The organism is Clostridium sp. M62/1 (assembly GCF_020736365.1).
In the GTDB taxonomy this organism is placed as follows: Bacteria; Bacillota; Clostridia; order Lachnospirales; family Lachnospiraceae; genus Otoolea; species Otoolea saccharolyticum_A.
In genome coordinates this window covers 3,758,373-3,784,929 of the sequence record NZ_CP085988.1, presented here as the reverse complement: position 1 = coordinate 3,784,929, position 26,557 = coordinate 3,758,373, and the positions used below count along the sequence as shown (strand labels likewise).

General features: G+C 50.3%; 27 protein-coding genes. 21 read left to right on the top strand and 6 right to left on the bottom strand.

Annotated features, from left to right (window positions below; translation table 11 throughout):
* Positions 1 to 3: 3 nt before the first annotated feature.
* The 7 genes from LK436_RS17590 (at position 4) to LK436_RS17560 (ending at position 6,901) form a co-directional block, all read left to right on the top strand.
* Positions 4 to 501: a pyridoxamine 5'-phosphate oxidase family protein gene (locus tag LK436_RS17590; protein ID WP_008399185.1), complete on the top strand. Its 498-nt coding sequence runs from the start codon at positions 4 to 6 to the stop codon at positions 499 to 501.
* Between the two features lie 25 nt (positions 502 to 526).
* Positions 527 to 2,116 carry an ATP-binding protein gene (locus LK436_RS17585; RefSeq protein ID WP_008399186.1) on the top strand — a complete coding sequence of 530 codons (1,590 nt, stop codon included), beginning with the start codon at positions 527 to 529 and terminating at the stop codon, positions 2,114 to 2,116.
* A 22-nt stretch (positions 2,117 to 2,138) separates the two neighbouring features.
* The gene (locus LK436_RS17580) at positions 2,139 to 3,839 is read left to right on the top strand and encodes a metallophosphoesterase (protein ID WP_008399188.1); all 1,701 of its coding nucleotides are present in this window, start codon (positions 2,139 to 2,141) and stop codon (positions 3,837 to 3,839) included.
* A 58-nt stretch (positions 3,840 to 3,897) separates the two neighbouring features.
* Complete coding sequence (locus tag LK436_RS17575) at positions 3,898 to 4,770, top strand: B12-binding domain-containing radical SAM protein (protein WP_015573397.1); 873 nt, start codon at positions 3,898 to 3,900, stop codon at positions 4,768 to 4,770.
* Between the two features lie 367 nt (positions 4,771 to 5,137).
* Entirely contained in the window at positions 5,138 to 5,680 is a 543-nt protein-coding gene (locus LK436_RS17570) for an RNA polymerase sigma factor (RefSeq protein ID WP_008399192.1), read from the top strand.
* Between the two features lie 53 nt (positions 5,681 to 5,733).
* Positions 5,734 to 6,414 (top strand): DUF4367 domain-containing protein, encoded by a 681-nt coding sequence (locus LK436_RS17565; RefSeq protein WP_227910114.1) that lies wholly within the window; start codon positions 5,734 to 5,736, stop codon positions 6,412 to 6,414.
* 58 nt (positions 6,415 to 6,472) lie between these two features.
* Positions 6,473 to 6,901: a hypothetical protein gene (locus LK436_RS17560; protein ID WP_008399196.1), complete on the top strand. Its 429-nt coding sequence runs from the start codon at positions 6,473 to 6,475 to the stop codon at positions 6,899 to 6,901.
* Between the two features lie 203 nt (positions 6,902 to 7,104).
* On the opposite strand, the gene LK436_RS17555 is transcribed toward LK436_RS17560, so the two are convergent.
* On the bottom strand, positions 7,105 to 8,031 hold the full coding sequence (locus tag LK436_RS17555) for a DNA glycosylase (RefSeq protein WP_008399198.1): 927 nt from the start codon (positions 8,029 to 8,031) through the stop codon (positions 7,105 to 7,107).
* A gap of 404 nt (positions 8,032 to 8,435) precedes the next feature.
* On the opposite strand from LK436_RS17555, the gene LK436_RS17550 reads away from it, so the two are divergent.
* From LK436_RS17550 to malQ, 7 genes are all read left to right on the top strand, one after another.
* Positions 8,436 to 8,837: a zinc ribbon domain-containing protein gene (locus tag LK436_RS17550; RefSeq protein ID WP_021966793.1), complete on the top strand. Its 402-nt coding sequence runs from the start codon at positions 8,436 to 8,438 to the stop codon at positions 8,835 to 8,837.
* A 186-nt stretch (positions 8,838 to 9,023) separates the two neighbouring features.
* A complete protein-coding gene (locus tag LK436_RS17545; RefSeq protein WP_015544250.1) occupies positions 9,024 to 9,419 on the top strand; it encodes a thioesterase family protein in 396 nt (131 codons plus the stop codon).
* 153 nt (positions 9,420 to 9,572) lie between these two features.
* Positions 9,573 to 10,295: an MBL fold metallo-hydrolase gene (locus LK436_RS17540; protein ID WP_044931800.1), complete on the top strand. Its 723-nt coding sequence runs from the start codon at positions 9,573 to 9,575 to the stop codon at positions 10,293 to 10,295.
* A complete protein-coding gene (locus tag LK436_RS17535) occupies positions 10,292 to 10,669 on the top strand; it encodes a VOC family protein (RefSeq protein WP_008399205.1) in 378 nt (125 codons plus the stop codon). Before LK436_RS17540 ends, LK436_RS17535 begins: the two co-directional genes overlap by 4 nt.
* Positions 10,670 to 10,782: 113 nt before the next feature.
* Positions 10,783 to 12,057 carry a dihydroorotase gene (locus LK436_RS17530; protein ID WP_008399207.1) on the top strand — a complete coding sequence of 425 codons (1,275 nt, stop codon included), beginning with the start codon at positions 10,783 to 10,785 and terminating at the stop codon, positions 12,055 to 12,057.
* Positions 12,054 to 12,872 (top strand): HAD family hydrolase, encoded by an 819-nt coding sequence (locus tag LK436_RS17525; RefSeq protein WP_021965579.1) that lies wholly within the window; start codon positions 12,054 to 12,056, stop codon positions 12,870 to 12,872. Before LK436_RS17530 ends, LK436_RS17525 begins: the two co-directional genes overlap by 4 nt.
* Before the next feature lie 116 nt (positions 12,873 to 12,988).
* Positions 12,989 to 14,488, top strand: a complete 1,500-nt coding sequence (gene malQ / locus LK436_RS17520) for a 4-alpha-glucanotransferase (protein ID WP_015573405.1) — start codon at positions 12,989 to 12,991, stop codon at positions 14,486 to 14,488.
* 172 nt (positions 14,489 to 14,660) lie between these two features.
* On the opposite strand, the gene LK436_RS17515 is transcribed toward malQ, so the two are convergent.
* Positions 14,661 to 15,836, bottom strand: a complete 1,176-nt coding sequence (locus tag LK436_RS17515) for an IS110 family transposase (RefSeq protein ID WP_044930339.1) — start codon at positions 15,834 to 15,836, stop codon at positions 14,661 to 14,663.
* Between the two features lie 343 nt (positions 15,837 to 16,179).
* Between LK436_RS17515 and LK436_RS17510 the strand changes: the two genes are divergently transcribed.
* Together LK436_RS17510 and LK436_RS17505 are read left to right on the top strand one after the other, a co-directional pair.
* Complete coding sequence (locus LK436_RS17510; RefSeq protein WP_008399214.1) at positions 16,180 to 16,824, top strand: hypothetical protein; 645 nt, start codon at positions 16,180 to 16,182, stop codon at positions 16,822 to 16,824.
* A 39-nt stretch (positions 16,825 to 16,863) separates the two neighbouring features.
* Entirely contained in the window at positions 16,864 to 17,073 is a 210-nt protein-coding gene (locus LK436_RS17505; protein WP_008399215.1) for a zinc ribbon domain-containing protein, read from the top strand.
* 153 nt (positions 17,074 to 17,226) lie between these two features.
* Here the strand turns inward: LK436_RS17505 and LK436_RS17500 are convergent, their stop codons facing one another.
* The 3 genes from LK436_RS17500 to LK436_RS17490 all read right to left on the bottom strand — a co-directional run bounded on the left by LK436_RS17500 (position 17,227) and on the right by LK436_RS17490 (position 19,808).
* Positions 17,227 to 17,901 (bottom strand): peroxiredoxin, encoded by a 675-nt coding sequence (locus tag LK436_RS17500; RefSeq protein ID WP_008399217.1) that lies wholly within the window; start codon positions 17,899 to 17,901, stop codon positions 17,227 to 17,229.
* Between the two features lie 257 nt (positions 17,902 to 18,158).
* Positions 18,159 to 18,359, bottom strand: a complete 201-nt coding sequence (locus tag LK436_RS17495; protein WP_008399219.1) for a DUF378 domain-containing protein — start codon at positions 18,357 to 18,359, stop codon at positions 18,159 to 18,161.
* A gap of 162 nt (positions 18,360 to 18,521) precedes the next feature.
* Entirely contained in the window at positions 18,522 to 19,808 is a 1,287-nt protein-coding gene (locus LK436_RS17490; RefSeq protein ID WP_008399220.1) for a serine dehydratase subunit alpha family protein, read from the bottom strand.
* A 128-nt stretch (positions 19,809 to 19,936) separates the two neighbouring features.
* Between LK436_RS17490 and LK436_RS17485 the strand changes: the two genes are divergently transcribed.
* Entirely contained in the window at positions 19,937 to 20,881 is a 945-nt protein-coding gene (locus tag LK436_RS17485) for a LysR family transcriptional regulator (protein WP_008399221.1), read from the top strand.
* Positions 20,882 to 21,050: 169 nt separating this feature from the next.
* Here the strand turns inward: LK436_RS17485 and LK436_RS17480 are convergent, their stop codons facing one another.
* Positions 21,051 to 22,058, bottom strand: a complete 1,008-nt coding sequence (locus LK436_RS17480) for a uroporphyrinogen decarboxylase family protein (protein WP_008399222.1) — start codon at positions 22,056 to 22,058, stop codon at positions 21,051 to 21,053.
* Between the two features lie 568 nt (positions 22,059 to 22,626).
* On the opposite strand from LK436_RS17480, the gene LK436_RS17475 reads away from it, so the two are divergent.
* The 4 genes from LK436_RS17475 to LK436_RS17460 are packed head-to-tail and all read left to right on the top strand — an operon-like array spanning position 22,627 to position 26,498.
* Entirely contained in the window at positions 22,627 to 23,583 is a 957-nt protein-coding gene (locus LK436_RS17475; protein WP_021965576.1) for an ABC transporter permease, read from the top strand.
* Between the two features lie 3 nt (positions 23,584 to 23,586).
* Positions 23,587 to 24,498: an ABC transporter permease gene (locus LK436_RS17470; protein WP_008399226.1), complete on the top strand. Its 912-nt coding sequence runs from the start codon at positions 23,587 to 23,589 to the stop codon at positions 24,496 to 24,498.
* A 13-nt stretch (positions 24,499 to 24,511) separates the two neighbouring features.
* A complete protein-coding gene (locus LK436_RS17465; RefSeq protein WP_008399227.1) occupies positions 24,512 to 25,528 on the top strand; it encodes an ABC transporter ATP-binding protein in 1,017 nt (338 codons plus the stop codon).
* Entirely contained in the window at positions 25,515 to 26,498 is a 984-nt protein-coding gene (locus LK436_RS17460; RefSeq protein ID WP_008399229.1) for an ABC transporter ATP-binding protein, read from the top strand. Before LK436_RS17465 ends, LK436_RS17460 begins: the two co-directional genes overlap by 14 nt.
* The last annotated feature ends 59 nt before the right edge of the window (positions 26,499 to 26,557 follow it).

The following is a 26,557-nucleotide window of genomic DNA, read 5'->3' as shown; positions in this document are numbered from 1 at the left end:
CCTATGAGAAGAAATGACAGGGAAATTACAGATTTAAGGGAGATCCTCCGGCTGATGGATCGCTGCGACGTGGTGAATCTGGCCTTTGCGGACAATGGAGAGCCGTATGTGGTTCCGGTAAATTTCGGCTATGTGAGCGACGGGGAGACGAAGGTTGTCCTCTATTTTCACGGGGCCAGGGAGGGGAGGAAGGCATCTCTCGCCGAAAAGACAGGGAGGGCAGCGTTTTCCATGTACGCTTCCCACACACTGGAGCTTGCAGGAGAGGGAGAGCCTGCCTGCCGCTCCACTATGAAGTACAGCAGCGTGTGCGGTGTGGGAAGCATCGAGCTGGTTGAGGACAGGGAGGAAAAACGCCTGGGCCTGAATGCCATTATGGGACAGTACAGCGAGCCGGATGAGCAGGGCTTTTCCTTTGAAGAGGCTTCCGTGGACGCAGTGGCCGTTTGGCGGCTTACGGTGGAGGAAATCCACGGAAAGAGCAACAGAAAACAGGCATGACCTTCAAAAGGAGCAGACAGAAACGATGAATATTAAACGCGCAAAGCAGGAGATAAAGAACTGTATTGAGGCCTACCTTCTGAAAAATGAGAGAGGGGAATACGTGCTTCCGGCTGTCCGGCAGAGACCTCTGTTTTTGATTGGGCCGCCGGGAATCGGGAAAACCCAGATCATGGAGCAGGTGGCCAGGGAGTGCCAGGTGGGGCTTGTGTCCTACACCATCACCCACCACACCAGGCAGAGCGCCATCGGTCTTCCGTTTATTGAAAAAAAGCAGTACGGAGGCAGAGAGTATGCGGTGACAGAGTACACCATGAGCGAGATTGTAGCCTCGATCTACAACCAGATCGAGGAGACCGGGCTTAAGGAGGGAATCCTCTTTATCGATGAGATCAACTGCGTGTCAGAAACCCTGGCGCCCACCATGCTTCAGTTCTTACAGTGCAAGACCTTTGGAAACCACAGGATTCCGGAGGGCTTTATTATTGTAACTGCAGGGAATCCGCCGGAGTACAATAAATCTGTGCGGGAGTTTGACATAGCCACTCTTGACCGTATCCGACGGATCGAGGTGGAGGCAGATTTTGAGGTGTGGAAGGAATATGCCGCGGATATGGCGGTCCACCCGGCGGTGATCTCCTATCTGGAGGCCAGGAAGGAAAACTTTTACCGCATTGAGTCAACTGTGTCCGGAAAGCAGTTTGCCACTCCCAGAGGATGGGAGGATCTGGCCCGGCTGATGGAAGTTTATGAGAAGCTGGGAAGGAAGGTTGACAGAGAGGCAGTGGTGCAGTATATTGAAAATCCCGGGATTGCCAGGGACTTTGCGGCCTACCTGGAGCTGTATTATAAGTACAGGACGGATTATCAGATAGACGTGCTGCTGTCGGGAAAGGTGCCGGAGCGCGTATACGAAAAGCTTTCAAGGGCTGCCTTTGACGAGAGGTTAAGCGTGGTAAATCTGATTCTGGCATATCTGAACGGAAGATTCAGGGAGGCAGAGGACAGGGAGACATATCTGTCTGTTCTCCTGGAAGAGCTGAAGAAATTCCGGGATGGCCAGGTACCGGAGAGTGAGCAGGACAAAGAGGAAACACAGAAAGGCAGAGAGAACCACAGTCAGACTGCAGGAGGAGAGAAAAGGGCATCCGAGCTGCTTGGATTTCTCTCAGAGGAACTGGATCGAAATACAGGCTGGAAGAAGAAGGCAGGTTTTCTGGACAGGCGGGAGGAGTACACGCTGCTTGCTGTCTCTGACCGGCTGAGATTCTACGGCTCCATACTCGAGAAGGAGGAGTTAACCGGCAGAAATGAGGGCTTTTCGCGTGTGCGGGAGCTGTTTTCGCAGGAGCGGGACAGTTATGAGTCCTTCTGCCAGGAAACGCTGGAAATGCTGGAGAGAGCCTTTGATTTTCTGGAGGCTGCATTCGGCGACAGCCAGGAAATGGTTATTTTCGTCACAGGGCTGACTACGGGAAAGAGCAGCGTGCGCTTCCTGCAGGAAAATGAGTGTGAAAGATATTATGAGTACAACAGACGGCTGCTGTTTGAAAACCAGGAAAACAGCCTGCTGGAGCGGCTTGACAGCCTGAGCAGGCAGTTCCCTCTGCAGTAAGAAAAACATAGGAAATGATACGATGAATGAAGGAAAAGACAGGCAGCAGTTTGTGAGAGCGCTCATTTATCTGGGGGAGATTGCCATTCTCATTGCTGCAGTAGCGCTCGCAGTCCGGTTTCTGCCGGGCCAAAAGGGAGGGGGAGATGACGGCGGGACAGAAGCTTCAGGGGAAACAGGGCCTCTCACAGAGCTGACAGAGCCGGCAGAGACGGATAGGGAGCTTCCGAAGGAGACGGAGGAAGTACAGGAGCCCGGGACAGAAGAGGTTTTTTGGGAAGAACAGTGGAAACCGGCCCACCAGACAGAGGAGGAACCGGGCGAGCCTCCCTATGAACCGCCGTTTTTTATTGTAGCTTCTGATATTCATTACCAGTCGCCGAAGATGACAGACTTTGTCGGGGAGGCCTTCTGCCAGTTTGTCAGGTGGGACGACGGAAAGGTGATTCCGTATCTGGACACAATCACAGATGCATTTCTCGAAGAGGCGGCAGAAAAACAGCCGGATGCTCTGATTCTAAGCGGTGATCTGACACAGAACGGGGAGCTTGTGAACCATGAGGAGCTGGCAGAAAAGCTGCGAAAAGTGGAGGAACAGGGGGTCCCGGTGCTTGTGATACCGGGAAACCATGACATTAACCACCCTGAGGCGTCTTATTTTGAGGGGGCAGAGAGAAAGAAGGCTGACAATATAACCGCCGATGATTTTTACTCCATCTACCGGGAATTCGGATATGACGAGGCCATGGATCGGGACGAGGCTTCCCTGAGCTACATGTACCGGGCGGATGACAGGTACTGGCTGATGATGCTGGATTCCTGCCAGTATGATCCGGAGAATAAGGTTGGCGGCAGGATAAGGAAGGAGACGCTGGCCTGGATGAGCGGGTGGCTTGAGAAGGCCAGGGAGGAGAATGTCCTGGTGATTCCCATTGCCCACCACAATCTGCTGAAGGAAAGCACCCTCTACCCTGAGGACTGTACGCTGGAAAATTCCAGTCAGGCGGCAGAGCTCCTGGAGAGCTATGGGCTTCCCGTTTACATAAGCGGTCATCTTCACCTTCAGAGGATTAAAAAAAATATAAACGGCGGCCCGTCTCAGACAGAACCGCTTTACGGAATCTATGAGATTGTGTCAGATTCTATGGCTATTCCTCCCTGCCAGTACGGGGAGCTGAGATGGCAGGAGGACGGGAGCTTTGACTATCGAACCTGCCGGATCGATGTGGAGAGCTGGGCCAGGGATCACGGGATTACGGATGAGAACCTGCTCAATTTTAAGCAGTACAGCGAGGACTTTCTGGTGGAAACCATCCAAAGTCAGGTTTACGGCCAGCTCTCAGGGATTCCCAATGACAGAAAGTTCCATATGGCCAAGCTGTACGGCCAGCTCAACAGCGCCTACTGCGCGGGGACTCCCGTAAACAGGAGAGGCGTGAAGGAAAACCAGATGTATTTCTACTGGGAGAGGTACCTGGGTACGAGCGCATGGTATGATCAGATGCAGGCCATTTTAAAGGATGTAGGCCGGGACAATAATTCCCTCAGCCTGAAAGCCGGATCAGATTTCCCGTATCAGTACAGGGAAGAGAAGGACAGCAGTCTGGCCGGAGGCGAAGAGGGGGAGATATCCGGTGCGCAGGCAGCTGAGGAACCAGAACCCCAGTCTGGGGCGCCAGAGAAAGATGACGCCTCCGGTCCCGCGGGAGAGACTAAGCAGTAAAGGTCTGAGAACCCAAGGTCAGACAGAACTGGAAAATAGATTAAAGGAGAACAGAAAAATGAAATACGAGGGAATTGTTTACCGTCCGCCCAGCGAGGCGAGAAGCCTGATTGTGCAGGTAACCATCGGATGTGCCCACAATACGTGCACCTTCTGCAACATGTACAAGGCAAAGGATTTCCGTGTCAGAAGCATGGATGAGATTATGGAGGATCTGAGAGAGGCCCATGACGGCTACGGAGCGTATGTGCAGAAGGTATTTCTGGCAGACGGCGATGCGCTGGTGCTTCAGACTGAGAAGCTCCTTGCCATTTTAGATGCAGTGAGAGAGCTGTTCCCCAACTGCGTGAGAGTGGCATCCTACGGCACAGCGCAGGATATCCTCAGAAAGTCTGAGGAGGAGTTAAGGCAGCTGAAGGAGGCGGGGCTTGGCATTGTGTATGTGGGAGCCGAGTCCGGAGATGATGAAATCTTAAGGGAAATCAACAAAGGAGTAACGGCCCGTGAGCTCAAGGAAGCCGGACAGAAATTGAAGCGCTGCGGCATTCAGACATCTGTGACGCTGATTTCAGGGCTGGGAGGAAGAAAGAAGGTAAAGGAACACGCCCTTGCCTGCGCGGAGCTGATTACGGCTATGAATCCGGAGTATGCCTCTTTCCTGACGCTGCGGCTCTATGAGGGAACTCCCATGTATGAGGATGTAGTGGAGGGACGGTTTGAGAGGATAACTGCCGACGAGATTGTGGATGAAATGAAAATTTTCCTGGAAAATGTGGATTCACCGGGAACAGTATTCCGCACAAACCACGCATCCAACTATGTGGTGCTGGCGGGAACCTTAAATGAGGACATTCCGTCCATGCTTACTCAGCTCGATGAGGCGAAGAGAAACCACCATTACAGAAGATTCAGGGAGACAGGAGATCTGTAGGAAACCGGCGGCCGATCCGGATACTGCATTCGGCAAAAGAAGAAAATCGCGGATGCGAGAAAAGAGGAGAACAAGATCCCTGCTGGAAATACGGAACAGGAGCCGTATGATCCGGCAGGGATCTTTTGCATCACAAAAAGCCGAGCCTCCTTATCTCTCTCAGAATGCAGGAAATGAGAAGGCGGAGATTCAGGATATAAAAGGGAAAACAGAGATGATTTTTTAACGGATTTGGAGTACAGGAAAGAAACTTCAAATCCGTCTGCTTTTTTGGGATATAATCGAATTTTGGATAACATATATAAATTGCAGCCGATGTTAAAATAAATAACAGAAAACGAAATATGAGAGATAGAGGAAGGTACGAATGATTATTCTCGCTTCGATGATTGACGAGCCGGGAGATCTGGTAAAATTTCAAACTCTGTATTCTCTGTACAGCGGCGCCATGTATACGACAGCGTTTAATATACTGGAGAATGCAGACGATGCCGAGGACGCTGTTCAGATATCATCGCTGAAAATTATTAAAAATTTGAACCGACTGGAAATGGAGGAGATACACGACATAAAGACTAAGAGTTTCCTGCTGACCATTGCAAGGAACACTGCTCTTGATATTTGGAGAAAAAGGAAGAAGGAGCCGGTTTCTGTGGAAGAGGTTGAAATGGATGGACTTGCGCCAAGTGCAGAGAAGATCTATTTTGATAAGGTTTCCGTAAATAATCTGGCGGAGGCGATTGGCCGTCTGGACGGAATATATCAGGATGTGTTAAGACTTTACTATGTTCATGAGCTGCCGTCAAAAGAGATTGGGAAAATTTTGAATATTAACCATCTGACAGTCAACACCCGGTTAAAGAGAGCCAGAGAAAAGCTGTTTAAGATGCTGAAGGAGGAAGGGGCATGAAAACTAGGGATAAAAAAGATGAAATGATTCTTACCCTGGCCCTTCTGGAACAGATGGAAAATGACGAGGATCTGAAAGCATTTGATGCCTGTGCGGATGAGACAACAGGACAAAGCGGCACAGCAGGCCAGGGAGCAAAGCCGCATGTCTTTTCTGAACGCCATAACCAGAGAATGAAAGAGATTTTTAAAATTGCAGCCAGGGCCGAAAAGCGGAGAAAACGCCGCCGCATCGTTAAGAGGGCCGTCGCAGGCCTTGCGGCCTGCATCTGCGTCAGCACCTGCATGGTATTCTCGTCATCAGCCTTCCGCATTCCAGTGATGAATTTTTTCACAGATGTAAAGGAGAAGTACAGTGAGCTGGTTGTGGACAAGGGAACAAAAACGTATGTGACAAAAAACTTCCAGGAGTATGAGCCGAGGTATGTGCCTAAGGGGTTTAATGTCGCGGAGGTGGTAGAAAACAAGAGTGATTTTAGGATTTCGTATATAGCGGATAATGGACAATGGTATGACTTTTGCTGTTATGAAGAACCGTATAATACTCAAATAGATACAGAGGATCTGAGAAAAAAAGATATAGAGATAGATGGTGTTAAGGGAACATTTTGTGACAAGGGAGTTTATAGCCAAGTGGTCATTTATCATAACTCTCATCAGTTTATCGTATTAGGTAATATTCCTGTAAATGAATACAGAGAAATTATTAAAAGTATAAAAAATTGGGAAAGTTGAAATATTGATTAAGTTTTTTTCGTGTATAAATATAGAACAACATAAAGGAGGATTTACTATGAAAAGAGTAAAAAGAATTGTACAGTTATTGTTGATTGTAAGTGCAGTTTTGAGTTTTTCAACGACAGCATTTGCAAAGACCCAGGTTGATCCAAGGTGGTCATACTTTACTACCGTTGTAGGGGATTTGGATATAAGCAGTAGCGGCAAGGCTACAATTCTTGCAACTGTTTCTGCAAACAGAAGTTTGGTTGATGAGGTAAAAGCAGACTGCAATTTACAGAGATTAGAAGGAAGTACATGGAAAACAATCAAATCTTGGTCGGAAGAATCTTCTTCTGGTGCTCCTCATATTGTAGACTTTCGTAAAACATATTATGTAGAAAAAGGATACAGCTACAGAATTCAGGTGAAATCAAAAGCATATAAGGATGGTTCCTTAAAGGAATCTATTACCAGCACGTTTGATTATGGTTATTTCAACTAACTTTAACAGTTCTTCTTACACAAACCGCAATGCAGTTGGGAAATAGATGTTCCCAAACAGGGGCAGGTGTGACTCATACGAGTTACACCTGCCCCTGAAACTTTCTCACAAATGAGAAGGAAGGCCCTGAAGCGCAAGACACCGCTGCCGATAAGCCCGTACCGCAACTCAGGATTGGAAGCCTGTTCTGGCCAAGAAATTTTCTACCTCACCTTCCCTCTCCTCACCCTCTCATAATAGAATATATACTGCTGCATAACCCCCGCATACCCCTTGTACATGCCAAAGTGATCGGCAATCATTTCCTGATACAGCTTGGACTTTGGAAGGGAGTCATATTTTTTCTTCCGTTTCCTGTAATATTCCGCCATCAGGATCTGCTCGATCCAGGTGTCCACGGGAAAGGCCTCGATATGGTGAAGGCCGAACAGGCAGATACAGTTGGCAACCTTTGTTCCGATTCCGTAAAAGCTGCCAAGATAGGTCATGGCCTCGCCGTAGCTCAGCCTCTGGAGCAGTTCCAAATCCAGCCGCCCCTCCACAGCATCCTGGCAGAGGCGAAAAATATACTTGGCCCGGTACCCCAGCTTCAGCTCCCGCAGTTCTGTCTCCGATGCCGCTGAGAGCTGCGCCGGGGTCGGGAAGCTGTACCAGACGACGGTATGCTCCCCTTCGTCATCGTTTACCACTGTTTCATGCCGCGTCCCATAGTTTCTGCTTAAAGCTTCCACTGCCTCCCTGATCTTTGGGATGGTTTTCTGCTGTGAGATGACAAAGGTGATAACCATCTCCCAGGGATCCTGATTCAGAATTCTTATGCCGCTTCCGGCCCGGGCTGCCTGCGACAGATAGGAGTCTCTCTTTCTGACGGAATTTATGTAAACCCCATAATCGTGTTCCAGATCAAAGTAGTGTTCCCAGAAGTGCAGCTCTTCCTCATCACAGCAAAAGGTGAAAGACCGTTCTGCTGCATGGTCCTCGCCCGGTCCCTGAACAATCTCCAGGTAATGCTCCCCGCTTATAACAGAAAAACGCTTGTCCTGCAGCTTCGCCATGCGGAAGGACTGGCCGGAATCGGCGATCTGTCTCAAATCCATATAAGAAATTTTCTTTTGTATTCTATGAACCATTGTCTGCTTCCTTTCACGTATCGGCTGTCGCTGTCAGCCCTTATCTAGTTATAACAGCGCCTCTGGCGAAATACAAGAGGTTTTGAGAGTTTAGCCACCAGCTGACCTGGAATGGCATGGAAACAGAGATGGGACAGCCTGGCAGAGAGGAAAAGAAAAAAAGGCAGAGAAAGAGGGGGAGAGAAAAAAGGAGTGAGAAAAAAGGGAAGAAAAAAGGGAGAGAAAGGGGACAGAGAAAAGACCGGGGGAAAGGCAGAAGAAAGAAAAGCGCAGGCTTCTGATAAAATTATAGAGGAAAATCGGTTGCGAAACCCGGTATGATTTTGTATACTTGTATCAGATTTTTTCGGACAGGCATTCAGACGTCAGAAGGGCTGGGAATGCGGCAAAGAGGAAGGAGAAATATGATTTTTATAGGCGGGATCAGCTCGGCTGTAAAGCAGCTTAATTACCTGAAAACGGTTATCTGCAGCAGATGCGGCGGATACGGGAGATACCAGGTTTTCATGACATACACCTATTTCAGCTTCTTTTTTATTCCTGTTTTTAAATGGAACCGCCAGTTCTATGTAAAAATGTCCTGCTGCGGTTCTGTCTATGAGCTGGATCGGGAAGTGGGAATGAAAATCCTGAGAGGGGAGAGCGTGGATATACGGGAGGAAGATCTGACGCTTATAAAAGCGGGCGGAAGGAGCTTTGAGCTCTCCGATTTTGAGGAGGAGCGCACCTGCCCCGGATGCGGAGCCTCTGTCTCTGAAGATTATTCCTACTGCCCCTACTGCGGAGAGCCCCTTGACAGAAGGTAAAAACGGAAATTCTCCAGAGAATACTCTGTTTTGCAGGCATCCAGCCGGCAGGATGAGAGCAGGGGTCAGGCCTTTTGAGTGCCACAGCGCCAACCGAAAGATTGACAGCAAGAGCTGAACCTGCTGAACATTTGGGACAGCAGGACAGATAAATAGAATCAGAAAAGCAAAGAGAGGTAAATGAACATGTTAGAAGTGGGAATTAAGGGCAGAGAAGAAGTTATGGTGACAGAGGAGAATTCAGCGGCAGCAGTTGGCAGCGGCCTTTTACCGGTCTTTGCGACGCCGGCTATGGTGGCACTGATGGAGCAGACCTCCTGGAAGTCTGTGGCACCGTACCTGAATGAGGGAGAGGGAACCGTGGGAACCAGCTTAACGATCTCCCACAGCTCTGCGACACCTCTGGGAATGAAGGTGTGGTGTGAAAGCGAGCTTACAGAGGTAGACAGAAGACGCCTTGTGTTCCATGTAACCTGCTACGATGCTGCAGGCGTAATCGGTGAGGGAACCCATGAGAGATTTATTGTAGGCAATGAAAAATTCCTGGCAAAAGCACAGGCGAAAAAGGATGCAGAGAAATAAATGCAGAGATAACGGCGGCGGGCGAAGAGATGTCCGGCCGCCGTTTTTCGAGAATCGTTGTATTTTTTACAGGTGTCCGTTATAATGAAAACAGATGCAGGGTACAGGCTTTGGCGCAGGTTTGTGCAGGCAGATCTATCAGGAGGAGAGAAGATGAAAATTACCTATATCCACCACAGCGGCGTTTCCGTGGAGACAGAACATGCAGTGCTGCTGTTTGACTATTTTAAGGGACAGCTTCCTGCATGGGATGAAAAAAAGCCGCTGTTTGTGTTTGCCAGCCATTTCCATGAAGATCACTACAGCCCGGTTATTTTTGAGCTTCTTGAGGACAGGGAGGACGTGCATTATATTCTCTCAAAAGACATCAGGGGACGGAGGATTCCCCCCAGGGCAGAGGGGAAAATCCGGTTTGTGAAGCCAGGGGAGGTGTTTGCGTCTGCGGCAGACAGAGAAGGAATCACTCTGCGGGTTCAGACCTACAAATCCACAGATGAGGGAGTGGCCTTCTGGGTGACTGCAGACGGACAGGAGATTTACCATGCAGGAGATCTGAATAACTGGTGGTGGGAGGGGGAGGATAAAGCCTGGAACCACAATATGGCCGCCAATTACAGGCGGGAGGTGGAAAAAATCGCTGCCGATCACCCGGAAGGGGCAGATGCTGCATTTATCCCTCTGGATCCCCGACAGGAGCAGTGGTTCTATCTGGGAATGGACGATTTCCTGCGCCGGGTAAAGGCAGAGACTGTATTTCCGATTCACTTCTGGAAAGACTATACAGTTGTAAAAAAGCTCAGAGAGCTTCCCTGCAGCGAGCCGTACCGCAGCAGGATTAAGGAGATTGAGAGAGAAGGAGAGGAGTTTGAGATATGAAATTTACATTTGCACACAACAATTTCAACGTCATGAATCTGGAGAAATCCCTGAAATTTTATGAGGAGGCCCTGGGACTTAAGGAGGTGCGCAGGAAGGAGGCAGCCGACGGCAGCTTCATTCTCGTGTATCTGGGGGACGGTGTTACCCCGCACCAGCTTGAACTGACCTGGCTCAGAGACTGGGAAAAGGACAGCTACAACCTGGGAGACAATGAATTTCATCTGGCTTTTGAGGTGGATGATATGGAGGAGGCCCATAAAAAGCATGAGGAGATGGGCTGTATCTGTTTTGAGAATCCTTCCATGGGGATCTATTTTATCGCAGATCCGGACAACTACTGGCTGGAAATTGTGCCGAGGAAGATGAAATAGCAGAGGAACCGTCTGGTCAGCAGAGAGAAAGACGAGATGAAATCACGACACAAAAATTAGAAAATAAAAATTAAAATAAAAGCAGAAAACGAAAATCAGCAGAGGAATATGGGATGATAATTAAACATGGCCGGATGATTGATCCGGGAAGCGGTTTTGACGGAATCGCAGATATTGTTATAAAAGACGGGAAAATAGAAAAAATTTACAGAGACGGCGAGAGCTGTCCGGAGCCGGAGGAGGGGGAAGAGATCGTTGACGCCTCAGGCCTGGTGGTGGCTCCGGGACTTGTGGACGTGCATGTGCATTTCAGAGACCCGGGACTCACCTATAAGGAGGACATTGAGACGGGAGCTGCAAGCGCCAAGGCAGGGGGCTTCACAACCGTCGTCATGATGGCAAACACGAAGCCTGTGATTGACAATGAGGAGACGCTCAGGTATGTGCTGGAAAAGGGCAGCCATACGGGCATCCATGTGCTCTCAGCTGCCAATATTACCCGGGGAATGAAGGGGAAGGAGCTCACGGATATGGAAGCCCTGAGGGAAGCGGGGGCAGCCGGGTTTACGGACGACGGAGTCCCGATTATGGATGTGAAGCTCCTGATGGAAGCCATGGAGAGGGCAAAAAAGCTGAATGTGCCCCTGAGCTTTCACGAGGAGGATCCGGCGTTTATCACCAATAACGGAATCAACAGGGGAGAGGTCTCCGAAAAGCTGGGGATCGGCGGATCGCCCAGAGTGGCGGAGGATTCCCTGGTGGCAAGGGACTGTATGATTGCCCTGTATACGGGGGCCTGCGTCAATGTCCAGCATATCAGCTCCAGGAATGCAGTGGCTGCAGTGGCCATGGCGAAGACCCTCGGGGCAGATGTGTGGGCGGAGGTGACGCCTCACCACCTGACTCTGAACGAGACGGCAGTGCTGGAGCACGGGACACTGGCCAAGATGAATCCTCCTCTCAGAACCGAGGAGGACAGGCTCGCACTGATCGAGGCGCTGAAGGCCGGAACCATCGATATGATTGCCACGGATCACGCGCCCCACAGCAGAGAGGAGAAGGATAAGCCCCTTGTGGAGGCTCCCAGCGGCATTATCGGCCTGGAGACCTCCCTTCCTCTCTGTGTGACAGAGCTGGTGAAAAAAGGCCATCTCAGCTATGTTCAGCTTTTTGAAAAAATGTGCCTGAACCCGGCAAGGCTGTACCGCCTGGATGCGGGGTATCTGGCAGAGGGAGGACCGGCAGATCTGGTAATCTTTGACGACTCCCGTCTGTTTAAGGCAGGGCCTTTTGTATCCCGCTCATCCAACTCCCCGTTTACGGGAAGGGAACTGTTCGGAAAGGTGAAGATGACGATCTGCAGCGGAAAGGCGGTATACAGGGATTGACAGAGAGAAACATGGGAGAAGAAAGCCAGGGGAGCGGAAAGCTCGGAAAAGCAGACAGGAGAAAAAAGCGCTACCGGGCCCTGTTCTTAGATCTTGACAATACTCTGCTGGACTTCGACGCCTCGGAGTCAGAGGCCTTTAAAAAGGTTCTTGTCCGGTTCGGAATGAAGCCGGAGGACGAATTTGTGCGGGAGTACCACCAGATTAACCGCCAGTGCTGGGAGCTCTTTGAGGAGGGAAAGCTGGAAAAGAGTACGGTTCTGATAAGAAGGTTTGAAATTTTCTTTTCCGGACACGGCAGAGGGGAGGTCAGTTCAGAGGCGGAGGCTCTCTACCGCGCCTTCCTGGGAGAAAGCGCGATTCTGATACCGGGGGCCCTGGAACTGTGCCGGGATCTGAGCCGGGAGTACCGGCTTTACGCAGCCACAAACGGGGTGGCGCAAACCCAGTATAAAAGACTTAAAAAAAGCGGACTGACGCCCTTTTTCTCCGGTGTATTTGTTTCCGAGGAGGCGGGCAGCCAGAAGCCTCAGAAGGAATTTTTCGATTACTGTTTTCGAAAAATCGAGGAGGCCTCCCTGGGAGCAGGGGAGGGCAGCGGCTGCAGCCTGGCAGGGGAGAAGGACAGACATCCGGTCAGGCCTGAGGAGGTACTTTTGATCGGTGATTCCCTCACCTCCGATATGAGAGGCGGGGAAAATGCGGGAATTGACACCTGCTGGTACAACCCGGGACGCATTGCAAACGACCGCGGAGCGGCGGTGACCATGCAGGCGGCCTCCTATGAGGAGATACGAAGCATACTCCTTCCGTGAGAGGGGTGAGGTAAAAAATATGTTTCTTACCCGGATCGTAAGTCTGCGGGAGCCGATAGGCAAAAGTAAGCCGCGGCTGAAATGAAAACTGAATTATAACTACAGGAGAGTTACATATGACAACAATGCTGAAGCGGGGCGCGGGCATCCTTATGCCCATTTCCAGCCTTCCGGCTCCATATGGAATCGGCACCTTTGGAAAGAGCGCCTATGAATTTGCAGACAGTCTGAAACGGGCAAGACAGAGCTACTGGCAGGTGCTGCCCCTGGGACCCACCAGCTATGGGGACAGCCCGTATCAGTCTTTTTCTGCCTTTGCAGGAAATCCGTACTTCATTGATCTGGACACGCTTCTTGAGGAAGAGCTTCTGACGAAGGAGGAGATTGACGCCTGCTACTGGTTGGACAGCGAGGAGGAGGTCAAATATGACGCGGTCTATTATTACCGCTTTCCGCTGCTGAAAAAAGCCTATGAAAGAAGCCGTCACGGGGAGACAGAGGAGTACCGGGCATTCTGTGCTAAAAACAGCCACTGGCTGGACGATTATGCCCTCTACATGGCTCTGAAAGGCCATTTCGGCAATAAAGAGTGGATGAAATGGGAGGAGCCCATCCGGCTCAGAAAACCGGAGGCTGTAAAAAGGTATGAGGAACTTCTGAGGGAGGAGATTGGCTACTGGAAGTTTCTGCAGTTTAAGTTTTATGAGCAGTGGGAACAGCTGAAGAATTATGTCAACGGGCTGGGCATCAGCATAATCGGCGACATCCCGATCTATGTGGCCCTGGACAGCGCGGATGTGTGGACCCATCCGGAGCTGTTCCAGCTGGATCCGGATACGCTGACACCCCTCAGAGTGGCGGGCGTTCCGCCGGATGCCTTTTCTGATGACGGCCAGCTCTGGGGAAACCCGCTCTACGACTGGGATAAAATCGAGGAAACCGGCTTTGCCTGGTGGAAGGACAGGATGAGGGCTTCTGCCAGACTCTACGATGTGGTGCGGATCGATCATTTCATCGGTGTGGTGCAGTATTATTCGATTCCCTACGGGGCAGAGGACGGAAAGACGGGAGAGTGGAAGCAGGGACCAGGAAAGAAGCTGACGGATGCCATCAATGAGGCGGCCGGGGACGCAAAGATCATTGCTGAAGATCTGGGAATCTTCTGCCCGGCGGTCAAGGAGCTTCTGCGGGAGACTGGATACCCGGGAATGAAAATCATCGAGTTTGCCTTCAGCGGCGACCGGTTTAACGAGCATCTGCCCCACTGTTATGAGCCAAACTCCGTGGTTTACGGAGGAACTCATGACAATGAGACACTGGTGGGCTACTTTAAGCCGGAGGCAAGGCAGTGGTGGGAGCTGCAGTATATTGCGGATTATCTGGGAGCAGCACACCACGAGGAGGTGCCTGACAAGGTGTTCCGGGCAGCCTATGGCTCGGTTGCCAGTGTGGCAGTTTTCCAGATGCAGGATGTCCTCGGGCTGGGAAATGAGGCCAGAATGAATACGCCGGGAACGGTTGGAGGAAACTGGAAGTGGAGGATGAAGCCGGGAGCCTTCGGAGAGAGGGAGACAGGGTATCTGGCCTTCCTGGTAGACACATTCGGAAGGTTTTAAGGCCTGTGCCGGCGCGCGGCGGAAAGACTAACTATTAAAAGTCAAGTCTAAAATGAAGACTTTTGAATGAATTGCGGGAACGCATTTCATAGATCGTTGTACCTTGAAAATCGCACGACAAACAGAGCATCGGATATCGGTGCTCTAAAAGAGTGTTATAGGGCAGAAAAAGTTATGCCGTTTTTATGTAAGGTTTGCCGGATTTTTCCATTGCGTAAATTAACCGTACAAGTTTCTTTGCGGCGTGGGTGATGGCGACGTTGTAGTGTTTCCCTTCAGAAATCTTCTTCTGAAGGTATGCACCGAAAGTTTCATCCCATTGGCAGACGTATTTGGTGGCATTGATCAGAGCAAAACGTAAATAGCGCGATCCCCGTTTCTCCATGTGGGAATAAGAGGATTCCATCTGCCCGGATTGATAGGTAGATGGAGAAGCTCCGGCATATGCCAGGATCTTATCCGGCGAATCAAAGCGGGAGAAATCTCCAATCTCTGCCAGGATCATGGCGCCCATGCGGTAGCCTATTCCTGGAATGGTCAGGATGGGAGAATGGATTTCATCCATGATCCGTTTGATTTCGGATTCAATTTCTGAGATTTCGGAATCCAGTTCACCAATTAGCCGGAGTGTGTGCTTTAATTCCAGAGATTTGGCAGGCATGTTGGAACCGATGGAGGCTCTGGCAGCATTCCGTATTTCAATCGCTTTCTCCCGGCTGTAACGGCCTTTTGAAGCGTTTTCCAACCGCTTCGTCAGGTGTGTCAAATGGCAGGAGGCAATCGTTCCGGCAGAAGGAAACTCGGAAAGAAGGGCGTAGATAGAAGCGATATGAAGCGAAGGAACAAGTTTTTCCAATTCTGGAAAGAGAATGGTAACAAGCCTGGAAACAGACTGTCTAAGCTGAGCGCGTTCCTGAACCTTACGAAAACGATAACGGGTGAGTGACTTTAACTCCTCGTTATGGTATGATGTATCTGAGTAGGACTTCAGGTTCACGTCAGACATGAGCATCAAAGCAATGGTTCGGGCATCAACCTTATCTGTTTTCGTCTTTCTAAGGCTGAGACTTTTTCTGTAAAGATTTGTGTGGAGCGGATTGATAACGAAGGTGTGGAGACCTTTGTCAATAAGATAACCGAGCAGGTTGTAAGAGTAGTGTCCAGTGGCCTCCAGTCCTACTTTTATATTGGACACATCTGAAGAAGAGGATTGAATCCTGGAAAAAAGAACATCAAATCCATCCCGGTTATTCTGAATGGTAAAAACCGGAAAAAGGACTTTGCCATCTGAATTGGTGATAAAGCAGTCATGCTTATCCTTAGCGACATCAATTCCAACGTAGATCATAAGAACACTCCTTAGTAATAGATTTAGATACTGTTTAGGACCACAGAGCTCTCTGCGCTTGTAACCTCGTTCTAAATCAACCGTCATGCGGTATCTAACTGATTAACAACGATACAAAGAGACTGTGGTTGGAGCCTTTCCGTAACCATCAAGTGGTAGGAAAATGAAACCAATCCACAGTATCTCCAAACAGTATAGCATACAGACCTTGGAGAGGGTCTATAAACACTACTACTATATAATACGAGGAAAATGTCGCTTTTGCGGCCCGCCGCTGGCGGAGAATCCTGCGAAGCAGGATTCTTTCTTGGACGGGCGCTGACGGGAAAGGAGATGGACAGCCATGAAAAAGAGAGACAGATGGCTCATGACAGCGGCTCTGACAGTGGGAGTGCTGACCTTTGCAGCCGGCTGCGGAAGACAGGAGGAGACAAAGCCGGCGAGCGCCTCCCAGAGCGCTGTGGAGGAGGCAGAGGATGATACTTCGGAGACCTCCGGGACTTTGAGCCAAGAGGAAGAAGGAAAAACACAGGGGACAGAGACGGTTTCCGTGATGACGGGAACCGTTCTGGACGCTGCCATGAATTCCATTGTCATTCAGAATCAGGAGTATCCGGACGGAATTATTTTTTCCAAGGAGGATTCGGCGGCCAGCTTCACAGACGGCCTGACACTGGGGCTCGATGCCACCCTGTTCTACACAGGGAGGATTCAGGGAGACGATACCACAGAGACGGAGGTAGTCCTGGTGCGCGATGGCAGGGACGGCGATGACGGACTGGCGGCATTCCTTGTTTCCGGAACGGTGAGCGCAGTGAGCGGGGAGGAGCTTACGGTAAAAGCGGATGATAAGACAGAGGTTACCGTAAAAAGAGGCTCGGAGCTTATGGAGTTAGAGGGCGAGCCTCAGGAAGGCGACTTAGTGACCGTGCTTTATTCCTGCCCTGAAAGCGGCACAGAGCAGAAACAAGCAGAGCTGATCCGCTGATGAAACAGTCAGGCAGGCGGATTGGAAGGGAGGGTGAATATGGAGAAAATGCAGTACAGATGTCCCAAGTGCGGGGGCGGTGAGTATGTGAGCGATCAGTTTCAGGCCACAGGCGGAAATTTCGCAAAGATTTTTGATGTTCAGAATAAGAAATTTATTACGATCAGCTGCCGCAGCTGCGGATACACAGAGCTGTACCGGGCTGAGACGGACGGCGCTATGAATATTTTAGATTTCCTGATGGGATAGGCTGAGAAGAGAGACCTGGTGAAAAAGACCTGGTGAAAAAGGCTGCTGTAAAACGGAAGTTTGTGAAACCTTCCTTTTGCAGCAGCCTTTCTCCATATGTAGAATCGAGATATAACGGTTTTTCATTTCCGAAAGCGGAAAGTGGATAAAAAGCTAGCTCTCTTTTCTGAAATTCAGGAACCAGTCAAGAGAGTATTCGCCCTCCGGTGTGTGTTCCATCCGCTCCTTGGCCTCATCGCAGGTAGTCGGAGAAGGGATCAGCACGTCATCTCCCGGACGCCAGTTTGCCGGCGTGGAGCAATGCTCGGCATCCGCCTTCTGAAGAGCCTGGACAGCCCTCTTGATCTCGTCAAAGTTCCTTCCCAGATTCAGCGGATAATAGATGATTGCCCGGATCACAGACTGGGGATCGATGATAAATACGGCCCGTACAGCCTGGGTGCTGGACACATTTGGCTGAAGCATTCCATATTTGTGAGATACCTTCATATTCAGGTCTGCGATAACCGGAAAATCCACATGCACGTGGTCAATTCCGTTCCAGGAAAGCTCCTCGATCCGGCGTACCCATGCGATATGGGAATAGAGGGAATCGACAGAGAGCCCTAGAAGCTCTGTATTCAGGGCCCTGAATTCTTCTGCCATGGAGGCAAGGGTCATAAATTCTGTGGTGCATACCGGGGTAAAATCAGAGGGATGCGAGAAAAACAGCACCCATTTCCCCTTGTAATCTTCAGGAAAATTGACAGTTCCCTTTGTGGTAAGAGCTTTAAAGCTGGGAGCAGTGTCGCCGATCAGAGGCAGACGGTTCATTTCCATATCTTCCATGATATTCTCCCTTCTGGTAATTAATTTTTGATAGGTGTTATCCTGCGGAACTTAGCCCGAAAGCCGGCACAGCCTGTGATCGCCATTCGCTGCTCGCCTCGCGTGAGCAAGCTTTCGCAGGCTCGCTTGTGCTCATTATATCATTGTTGCATGGAAAAGACAATTACCTGGCTGGTGTTTAACAGCTGTGGAGCGGACAGAGAGAACAGGCAGGTGAAAACACCTGCCTGCCAGAGTGTACATTATAGGTTTTTTGCCTATTCTCTGCTGCCTAGTTTTCCGTAAAAGCTGATCAGGTAAAGTCCGCAAAGTCCTACAAGCGCGTAGATGATTTTGGAGACGGTCGAGGTACCGAACAGCCAGGCAACCAGATTGAAGCCGAAGAAGCCGATCAGCCCCCAGTTGACAGCGCCGATGATGGCGAGGGTGAGAGCTGCTCCGCCTAAAGTTTTCTGCATACCCTATCATTCCTTTCCGTATGGAAGCCTGCCTGGCAGCATCAAAAATCCGGCGCAGACAAGAAACAGAGAGGACAGAAACTGTCTGCCGCAAACTCGGATCAGGAAGCCGCCAGGCTGTCCTTACAGCATAAGTTTACCCGGAATGGAGGAAGGCTATTCTTATTTGCCGAGCATAATATTTAAAATTTCCACATCTGTGGACCGCATGCCCTCGCGTCCCATCCGGCCGACACTCTCAATGGTTTTTTCTACATTTTCCATCACCAGCCCCTCGCCCGGCTGAAAGGAAAGGCCCTGGCGGGCAAGCTCCATGGCAGTGATGGCACAGTCTACGGCAGAAGCGATCTTCGCCGCGCAGGAGGGCTTGGCCCCGTCACAGACCATGCCGCCGATGGTGGCGATGGTGTTTGTGATAAGCCGGGAGATCTCTTCATATCCAGCGCCGAACATCCAGGCAATCCCTGCCCCTGCCCCGCAGGCTGCGCTGACGGCTCCGCAGTAGGCGGAGAGGCTTCCGATGTATTTTTTCTGGTGGAGGGCAATCAGGTTGCTGACGGCCAGAGCCCGCAGAAGCTGCTCATCGCTGATATGATATTCCCTGGCATATGCAATCACGGGAAGAGAAACGGTCATACCCTGATTCCCGCTGCCGGAGTTGATGACAACCGGAAGAGGACAGCCGCTCATTCTGGCATCAGAGCCGGCAGCCGCCGAAGCCCTGGCGCGGACAGCTATGCTGCCGGAGCCGTAAGCGTTCAGGAGAGTCCTGCCCACCTGGACTCCCCAGGGATTTTTAAGCCCTTCCTCGGAGATTGCCGTGTTGCAGGCGATCTGGCGGGAGAGGACAGGGCGGATGGCTTCAAGCTCCACCGATGCGGCATAGTCCAGGATATCTCTGACGTTCAGAAGCGATTTGTCCGGAAACAGGGACTGTCCCGGGGAGGAAGTGCCGTCCTGCTTTGGAGATGCAAAGAGGGTGCGGCCGTTTTTTGTGATTTTTGTAATATTGCTGTGAAAATTTCGGATTTCTACCTGGGCCCAGTCACTGCCTTTGCAGGCGGTGATGACAATGTACAGGTTTTCCACCCCCTCGACCAGCTCGCACCGGCAGAAACCCGAGGCGGTCAGGCGTTTCGTCTGTTCAATCTGTTCGGCCGTCACATCCTCCAGAACAGCCAGAACCTTTTCAGGATTTCCTCCCACAATGCCAAGAACAGCGGCAGTATCGATGCCCTTCATTCCGCCGGAATTGGGAACCGTGACGCCCTTCACATTTTTAATAATATTTCCGCTGCATGCTGTCACGCAGCGATCCGGCATGGTTCCCAGGACTTTCCGAACCGTTGCGCCCGCATAGGCGATGGCAATAGGCTCTGTACAGCCCAGAGCCGTAATAAGCTCTGTATTTAAAATTGCAGTATAGTGATCACAGATTGACTGGTTCATATCAATATCCTTTCTTAACAGAAATTATCGTTTGTCGGGGCAAGGGCTATGGTAAACATAATATACCTTGCTTTTTGCCTCTCCCAGCCGTATAATCGTTAGATAAAGATGGCGGGGAGGTGTGTTATATGAATTTTCTGAATCTGAAATATTTTATCGTGGCAGCCGAGGAGATGAATTTTACAAAGGCGGCAAAGCGCCTGTACATTTCCCAGCAGTCACTGAGCAACCACATTGCAAAGCTGGAAGAGTACTTCGGAGTTCAGCTTTTTGACAGAAATACGCCTCTGACGCTTACCGTGGCAGGGCAGAGGCTTCTCAAAAATGCCCAGCTGATTATGGACGTAAAAAAGCAGACAGAGCTGGAGCTTCAGGATATACGGGATTTCAGGAGCGCTGAGCTGACCGTGGGCATTCCAAACGCCAGAGGCTCTGTTATGCTTCCTCCTCTTATCACGAGGTTCCACCGGGAATTTCCTCAGGTTCAGCTCCATCTGATGGAAAAGACCTCCCTCGAGATCACCGAAGCCCTGTACAAGGGAAAGGTGGATCTGACCATAGGCTTTGAGCTGGACGATCCGGCCAATATCCAGACGGAAACGCTGCAGGAGGAGCATACCATGATTCTGGTGCCTGCCTGCATCCTGGAACAGTTTTTCACAAAAGAGGAAAGGCTTCAGATAGAAAGGCGGGAATCTCTGCCCATCGATGTGTTTAAAAACTGTCCGTTTATCAAGATGAAGCATCAGAACTGGATCGGCGCAGTATTTGAAAGGAGCTGCCGTGACAGCGGATTTTCCCCGGATATTGTCCTGGAGACGGCCAATATTATGACCATGATCTCCCTGTGTATTTCAGGCCTTGGAATTATCATAGTGCCCAAGGTATTCCTGGGGGAGAGCAGTCCCATGTATGCGAGGATCCGGCAGGAGAAGGCAAAGATGTTTGTCCTTGATTATCCATCGGCTCACAAGCGGATTACCGTCAACTATCTGAAAAATAAATACCAGACAAAGGCTGCCAGAGAATTTATCGCCATAGCAAAGCAGGTCATCGGCAGCGGCCTGCTGTGAGAAGAGGACAGAGAAACCGTTTCTCTGCCTCTTTTTTGATCCATGGGAAGGAACTTGTCTTGAAGCCGCGCCCCCGCAGTTCTTTTTATCATGAAAACAGGAAAATCCGCCTCATGCTCTGCAGGAGTATTCCCCGGCGGAACGGGAATGCACTGAACCGGGAACGCCATTAAATGTGATTCTGCATTTTCGACTCTACAAAATCCTTAGTGCGCTTTACATACTCTAGCATCTCATCATCCAGCGGGTAGCGGATGACGCAGCCGGGTGTGAGAATCTGATGGAGCCCCTTTAACTGCTTGAAGCTCTCGAAAATCTGGTGCTGAATGGCATTCTTGTTCCGGTTGGTTATGTCCATTCTCTGAAGGCCGCCCATCAGGCATTTTCCAGTCAGGCAGAAAGCCTCGTCCAGATCCGGCAGGGTTTCCCAGGCGTGCCAGTTAAAGACGGAAACGGGATAGTCCTTCAGAACCTCAAACATAATATTATTGCCGTGGGCGTGGAGGGTGTTAAGCCATCCGTCCCCGGCGGCTTCCAGAACTCTCAGGTCATAGGGACGCCCGTATTCCATATACTCCTCTGCCGTCATGGTATCATAGGAGCTCATCTGAGAGGCAAAGAAAATCCCGTCAGCCCCCAGACGGATAGCTTCTGCCGCCACCTCCATGGTAGTCTCCGTAATAATTTCAAGAGCTTTTTTGACCATCTCCCCGTGGCCGCTTCTGATGTGGGAGAGCATTTTCTTGCCGGACAGCTTATCGGCTGTGGTGGCAGGGCTGAATACTGTAAACACCACAGGCACATCCTCTCCTTTTACCTTTTGAAGGAGGAGCTCTAAGGAGGCAAGCTCTCTGTGCAGACTGCCCTCATGGCAGGAACACTTTTTCAGAGTGAGCCAGTCCTCAGGCTCATGGACGGGAGTCTTTGTGACTCTGGCCACACCGCCTCTCTCAATATCTGAATAGTCCACCTCACAGCCGAAATCCTCAATAGCATACATACCGTTATTCATGGTCTTGATGAAATCCACGTCATAGGTTTTATAAAATTCATAAGTCTTTTCAGCCAGAAGAACCGGATCCAGGTCAATACCGGGCATATGTGTCCAGAGCGAGTAGGGAAGACAGTCAGGCTTTTGGCCGGATACGGCGGCTTTGATGCGTTCTTTTTTTGTCATTTAGTTGTTACCCCCTGTATTTTTCGGATTTTATTTAATAGATTACTCTTGTGGTTAAGTATAGAAATAAAATAGTGAAAATGTCCAACAGATTTTCGGATAAATCCAACAACTTAAAGGTTGTGGGCGTCAGAAAGAATTGAAGATACATAATAACCAGACAAATAATTATGTATTGAAAATAAAGCAGATATTTCTGCGAAAAATAAAGTAAAAAGACAATACTTACGAAAAACATCCTGAATAGTTATGAATATAGGAGAATAAAAAAGAGTAAACCGTGAAAACAGGAAATTTCTGTAAAATAACAGCTAACAGATTGTGAAGATAAAATAAAATAGTTGTTAGACAATAGTTTGATATTTTTTTATAATCATACTAATAATTTGAATATTTACTTAGAAACGGACTATATGGAGGGTATACGAAGGGGGAGTGATGAATTAATAGCGAAAAACGAGGATGTAACGCCGTGTTTTTCAGATATTCAGTGGTATTATAAACTGACCAAGAAATTGTAGAAGGCAGACTGCAGATAATGCCTAAAAATGTAAAAGGGTGGTGTTTTATGGCAAAAATGATTTTGAAGCGCCTGATCCAGATTATTCCGATTCTTCTGATCGTTCTCACGATTACGTTTATTTTTACGAGGATGATACCAGGAGATCCGGTGCTTACAGTTCTGGGAGATCAGGCAACGCCGGAGATGGTTGAAAAGCTCCGGGCAGAGATGGGGATGGATAAAAGTATACCGGAGCAGTATGTGATGTATATTCTGGATATTCTCCACGGGGATTTCGGTACATCCTTCGCTTATGGAAGACCTGTTCTTGAGCTGATCGCTGAGAGGCTTCCCAACACACTTCAGATTTCTCTGACGAGTATGGCCATTGCCGTTGTCATCGGGCTGAGCGTGGGGATTCTCTCGGCAGTGAAACAGTATTCTGTCTGGGATTACCTGGCAACCGTGATAGCGCTGGTGGGAGTTTCCATGCCCAGGTTCTGGCTGGCTCTGATGCTGGTGCTTCTGTTCAGCGTAAACTTGGGAATTCTTCCCGCATTCGGCATGGGAACGTCAGGCTTTGGGGATACGGTGCTGCACATGATTATGCCCTGTATCTGCCTTACGGTAGCCCCGGCGGCTACATTCACCAGAATCACCCGTTCCAGTATGCTGGAAGTCATAAACAATGATTCCATCAAGGCGCTCAGGGCGAGAGGCATGAGCGAGAAGGCGATCCTCTGGAAGCATGCTCTGAAAAATGCTCTTCCTCCCATTGTGACCGTATTCGGCCTTCAGCTTGCGACTGCGTTTACGGGCGCCATTCTGACCGAAACGATTTTTTCATGGCCTGGAATGGGTTCCCTGATTGTGGGGGCGATCGACAACCGTGACTACTCTCTGATTCAGGGTGCGGTGGTGCTCGTGGCCTTTGCCTTTGTGTTCATCAACCTGATCACAGACATTATTTACATGATTATCAACCCGAAGTTTGCGGCAGAAAGCACAAAAGGAGGTCAGTAGAGCATGGAGAACAGCAAAGTAACGAAAGCGGGAGCCTTAAGCCAGGAATCCCATGCTGCGATGATCAGGAAGGAACGACGCTCCAATGACGCGCTCCACAAGTTTTTGAGGAACAAGACCGCCGTTTTCGGCTTTATCGTCATTTTTATCATGACAGTGTTTGCGGTCTGTTCCCCGCTGATCGCGACCCACGATCCCAACGCCCTGAGCCTGGCAAACGCATATCTGCCGCCGGGCACAGACGGTCACCTGTTTGGCACGGACGAGCTGGGAAGGGATCTGTTCAGCCGTATTGTCTACGGCGCCAGGATCTCCATGGCAGTGGCCTGGGGCGGTACACTGATGGGCGGAGTGCTGGGAAGCATTCTGGGCATGATCGCCGGATACAATGGAAAATGGGCAGACAGCATTATCATGAGAATTATGGACGGTATGTTTGCCTTCCCGTTTATTCTTCTGGCCATCTTCCTGATGACGATTTTTGGCTCCGGCCTTTTCAACGTGATTATGGCAATCGGAATTGCGGATGTTCCCAAATTTGCCCGTATTGTCCGGGGCCAGGTGGTGATTCTGAAAAATGAGGAATACTGCAATGCAGAGAAGGTGCTGGGCGCATCGGGATTCCGTATCCTTGTCCACCACATTCTGCCGAACGCCATTTCTCCAATCATCGTCTACGCCACCTTAAATATAGCGACTGCGATCCTGGCAGAGTCATCCCTGAGCTTTTTGGGACTGGGAATTCTGCCGCCGACGGCTTCCTGGGGAAATATCCTCCGGGCCGGCAAGGACTGCCTGAACACAGCTCCGCATATTGCCACGCTTTCCGGCGGGTTTATCATGCTGACTGTGCTGGCATTTAACCTGTTCGGCGACGGTGTGAGAGATGTGCTGGATCCGAAGATGAAGAAATAGGCAGGAGGGACGTATGGGAGAACGCTTATTGACAGTAAAAAATCTGAAAACATATTTTTCCCTGGCCAGCGGAACTGTGAAGGCGGTAGACGGAGTCAGCTTTACCCTGGACAAGGGAGAAATACTCGGCATTGTGGGTGAGTCCGGCTGCGGAAAAAGTGTGACGGCCTCCTCTATTATCAGGCTCCTTCCGCCGAAAATCGGAAACATTGTGGACGGGGAAATCAATTTTGAGGGCAGGGATGTGAGAGCGCTCTCAGGGAAAGAGCTGCTGAAGTTCCGGGGACGGGACATCAGCATGATTTTCCAGAACCCCATGACATCATTGGATCCGGTGTTTAAGATAGGAAGCCAGATGGTGGAGATGATCCGGACCCATCACAGCGAGATCAGCAGGGAGGAAGCCCTGAAGATCAGCATTGAGGCCCTGAGAAAGGTGGGAATTCCCAATCCGGAAAGCCGGATCAATTCCTACCCCTATGAGCTCTCCGGCGGAATGTGCCAGAGGGTGATCATCGCCATGGCTATCTGCTGCGAGCCGAAAATGATGATAGCGGACGAGCCGACGACAGCTCTCGATGTGACCGTCCAGTCCCAGGTGCTGAAGCTCCTTCGGGGACTTCAGAAGGAGAAGGGAGTGGCCATCCTGATGATCACTCACAACCTGGGAATTGTGTGGGAGATGTGCGACAGTGTAATGGTCATGTATGCGGGAAAGACGGTGGAATATACGAGCGCTAAGGAACTCTACAGAAATCCCCTTCATCCCTATACATGGGGGCTTCTTGATTCCATGCCGAAGCTGTCGGATGATACAAATAAACGGCTGGTGGCCATAGACGGGATGCCGCCGGATCTGCGGCTGACGGGAACCTGCTGCAATTTTTACAACCGGTGTCCATATGCTTCCCCGATCTGTATGGAAAAGGTACCTGAGCTGACAGAGACAGAGCCGGGACACTTTGTTGCCTGCCATAGGCAGAATGGAAAAACTGCACTGAAAAGGGGGGAGAGGAATGGGGGAAACTAAGAAGGTTATTCTGAAAGTCAGAAATCTGTCCAAGGATTTCAGACTGCGTTCCGCTTCCTTCGGCGGAGAGAAAAAAATACTTCATGCGCTGAGCAACGTATCCATCGATATTTATGAGGGAGAAACCCTTGGAATCATCGGCGAGTCAGGCTGCGGAAAATCTACCTTCGGCAAGTGTCTGGTGCGGCTCCATGAGCCTACAGGCGGTGAGATTGAATATGAGGGAAAATCGCTCCTGAAACTTCGGGGAAAGGAGCTTAAGCATGCCAGAAAGGATCTGCAGATGGTGTTTCAGGACCCCTTTGCATCTCTGGACCCCAGGCAGGAGGCGGGGAAGATTATCGCTGAGCCCATGGTGATCCACCGGACGGAGATGGATGCGGCAAAGAGAGAGAAAACAGTCCTGGAGCTGATGCAGGAGGTGGGGCTTGACGCCCAGCATGTGCACCGCGTTCCCCATGAATTTTCCGGAGGGCAGCGCCAGAGAATCAATGTGGCGAGGGCCCTGGCTCTAAATCCCAGGATCATTGTCTGCGACGAGCCTGTGTCGGCTCTGGATGTTTCCGTTCAGGCCCAGGTGCTGAATCTGCTAGAGGATATACAGAAAAAATATAATCTCACCTACATCTTTATCTCTCACGATCTGGGTGTGATCAAGCACATCTCTGACAGGGTGGCGATTATGTATCTTGGAAGGATTGTGGAGCTGTGTGAGGCAGATGAAATCTATAAAAACCCGCTCCACCCCTATACAAAGGCTTTGCTCTCCGCCATACCGCCGGAAAGCCCCTTTGAGAAAAAGGAGGAGATCGAGCTGAAGGGAGAGATACCAAGCCCCATCGGAGACATGAAGGGATGCCCTCTGGCCGGCAGATGTCCAAACTGTATGGCTGCCTGCCGGGAAAAGACGCCGGAGCTTATGGAAGCAAAACCGGGACACAGCGTGGCCTGTCTGCTCTACCAGAAGTGATGCTGAAAGCCCTTTAAATGGACGGGGCAGAAGGGGACAGGGAAAGAAAGAGGAGAAAG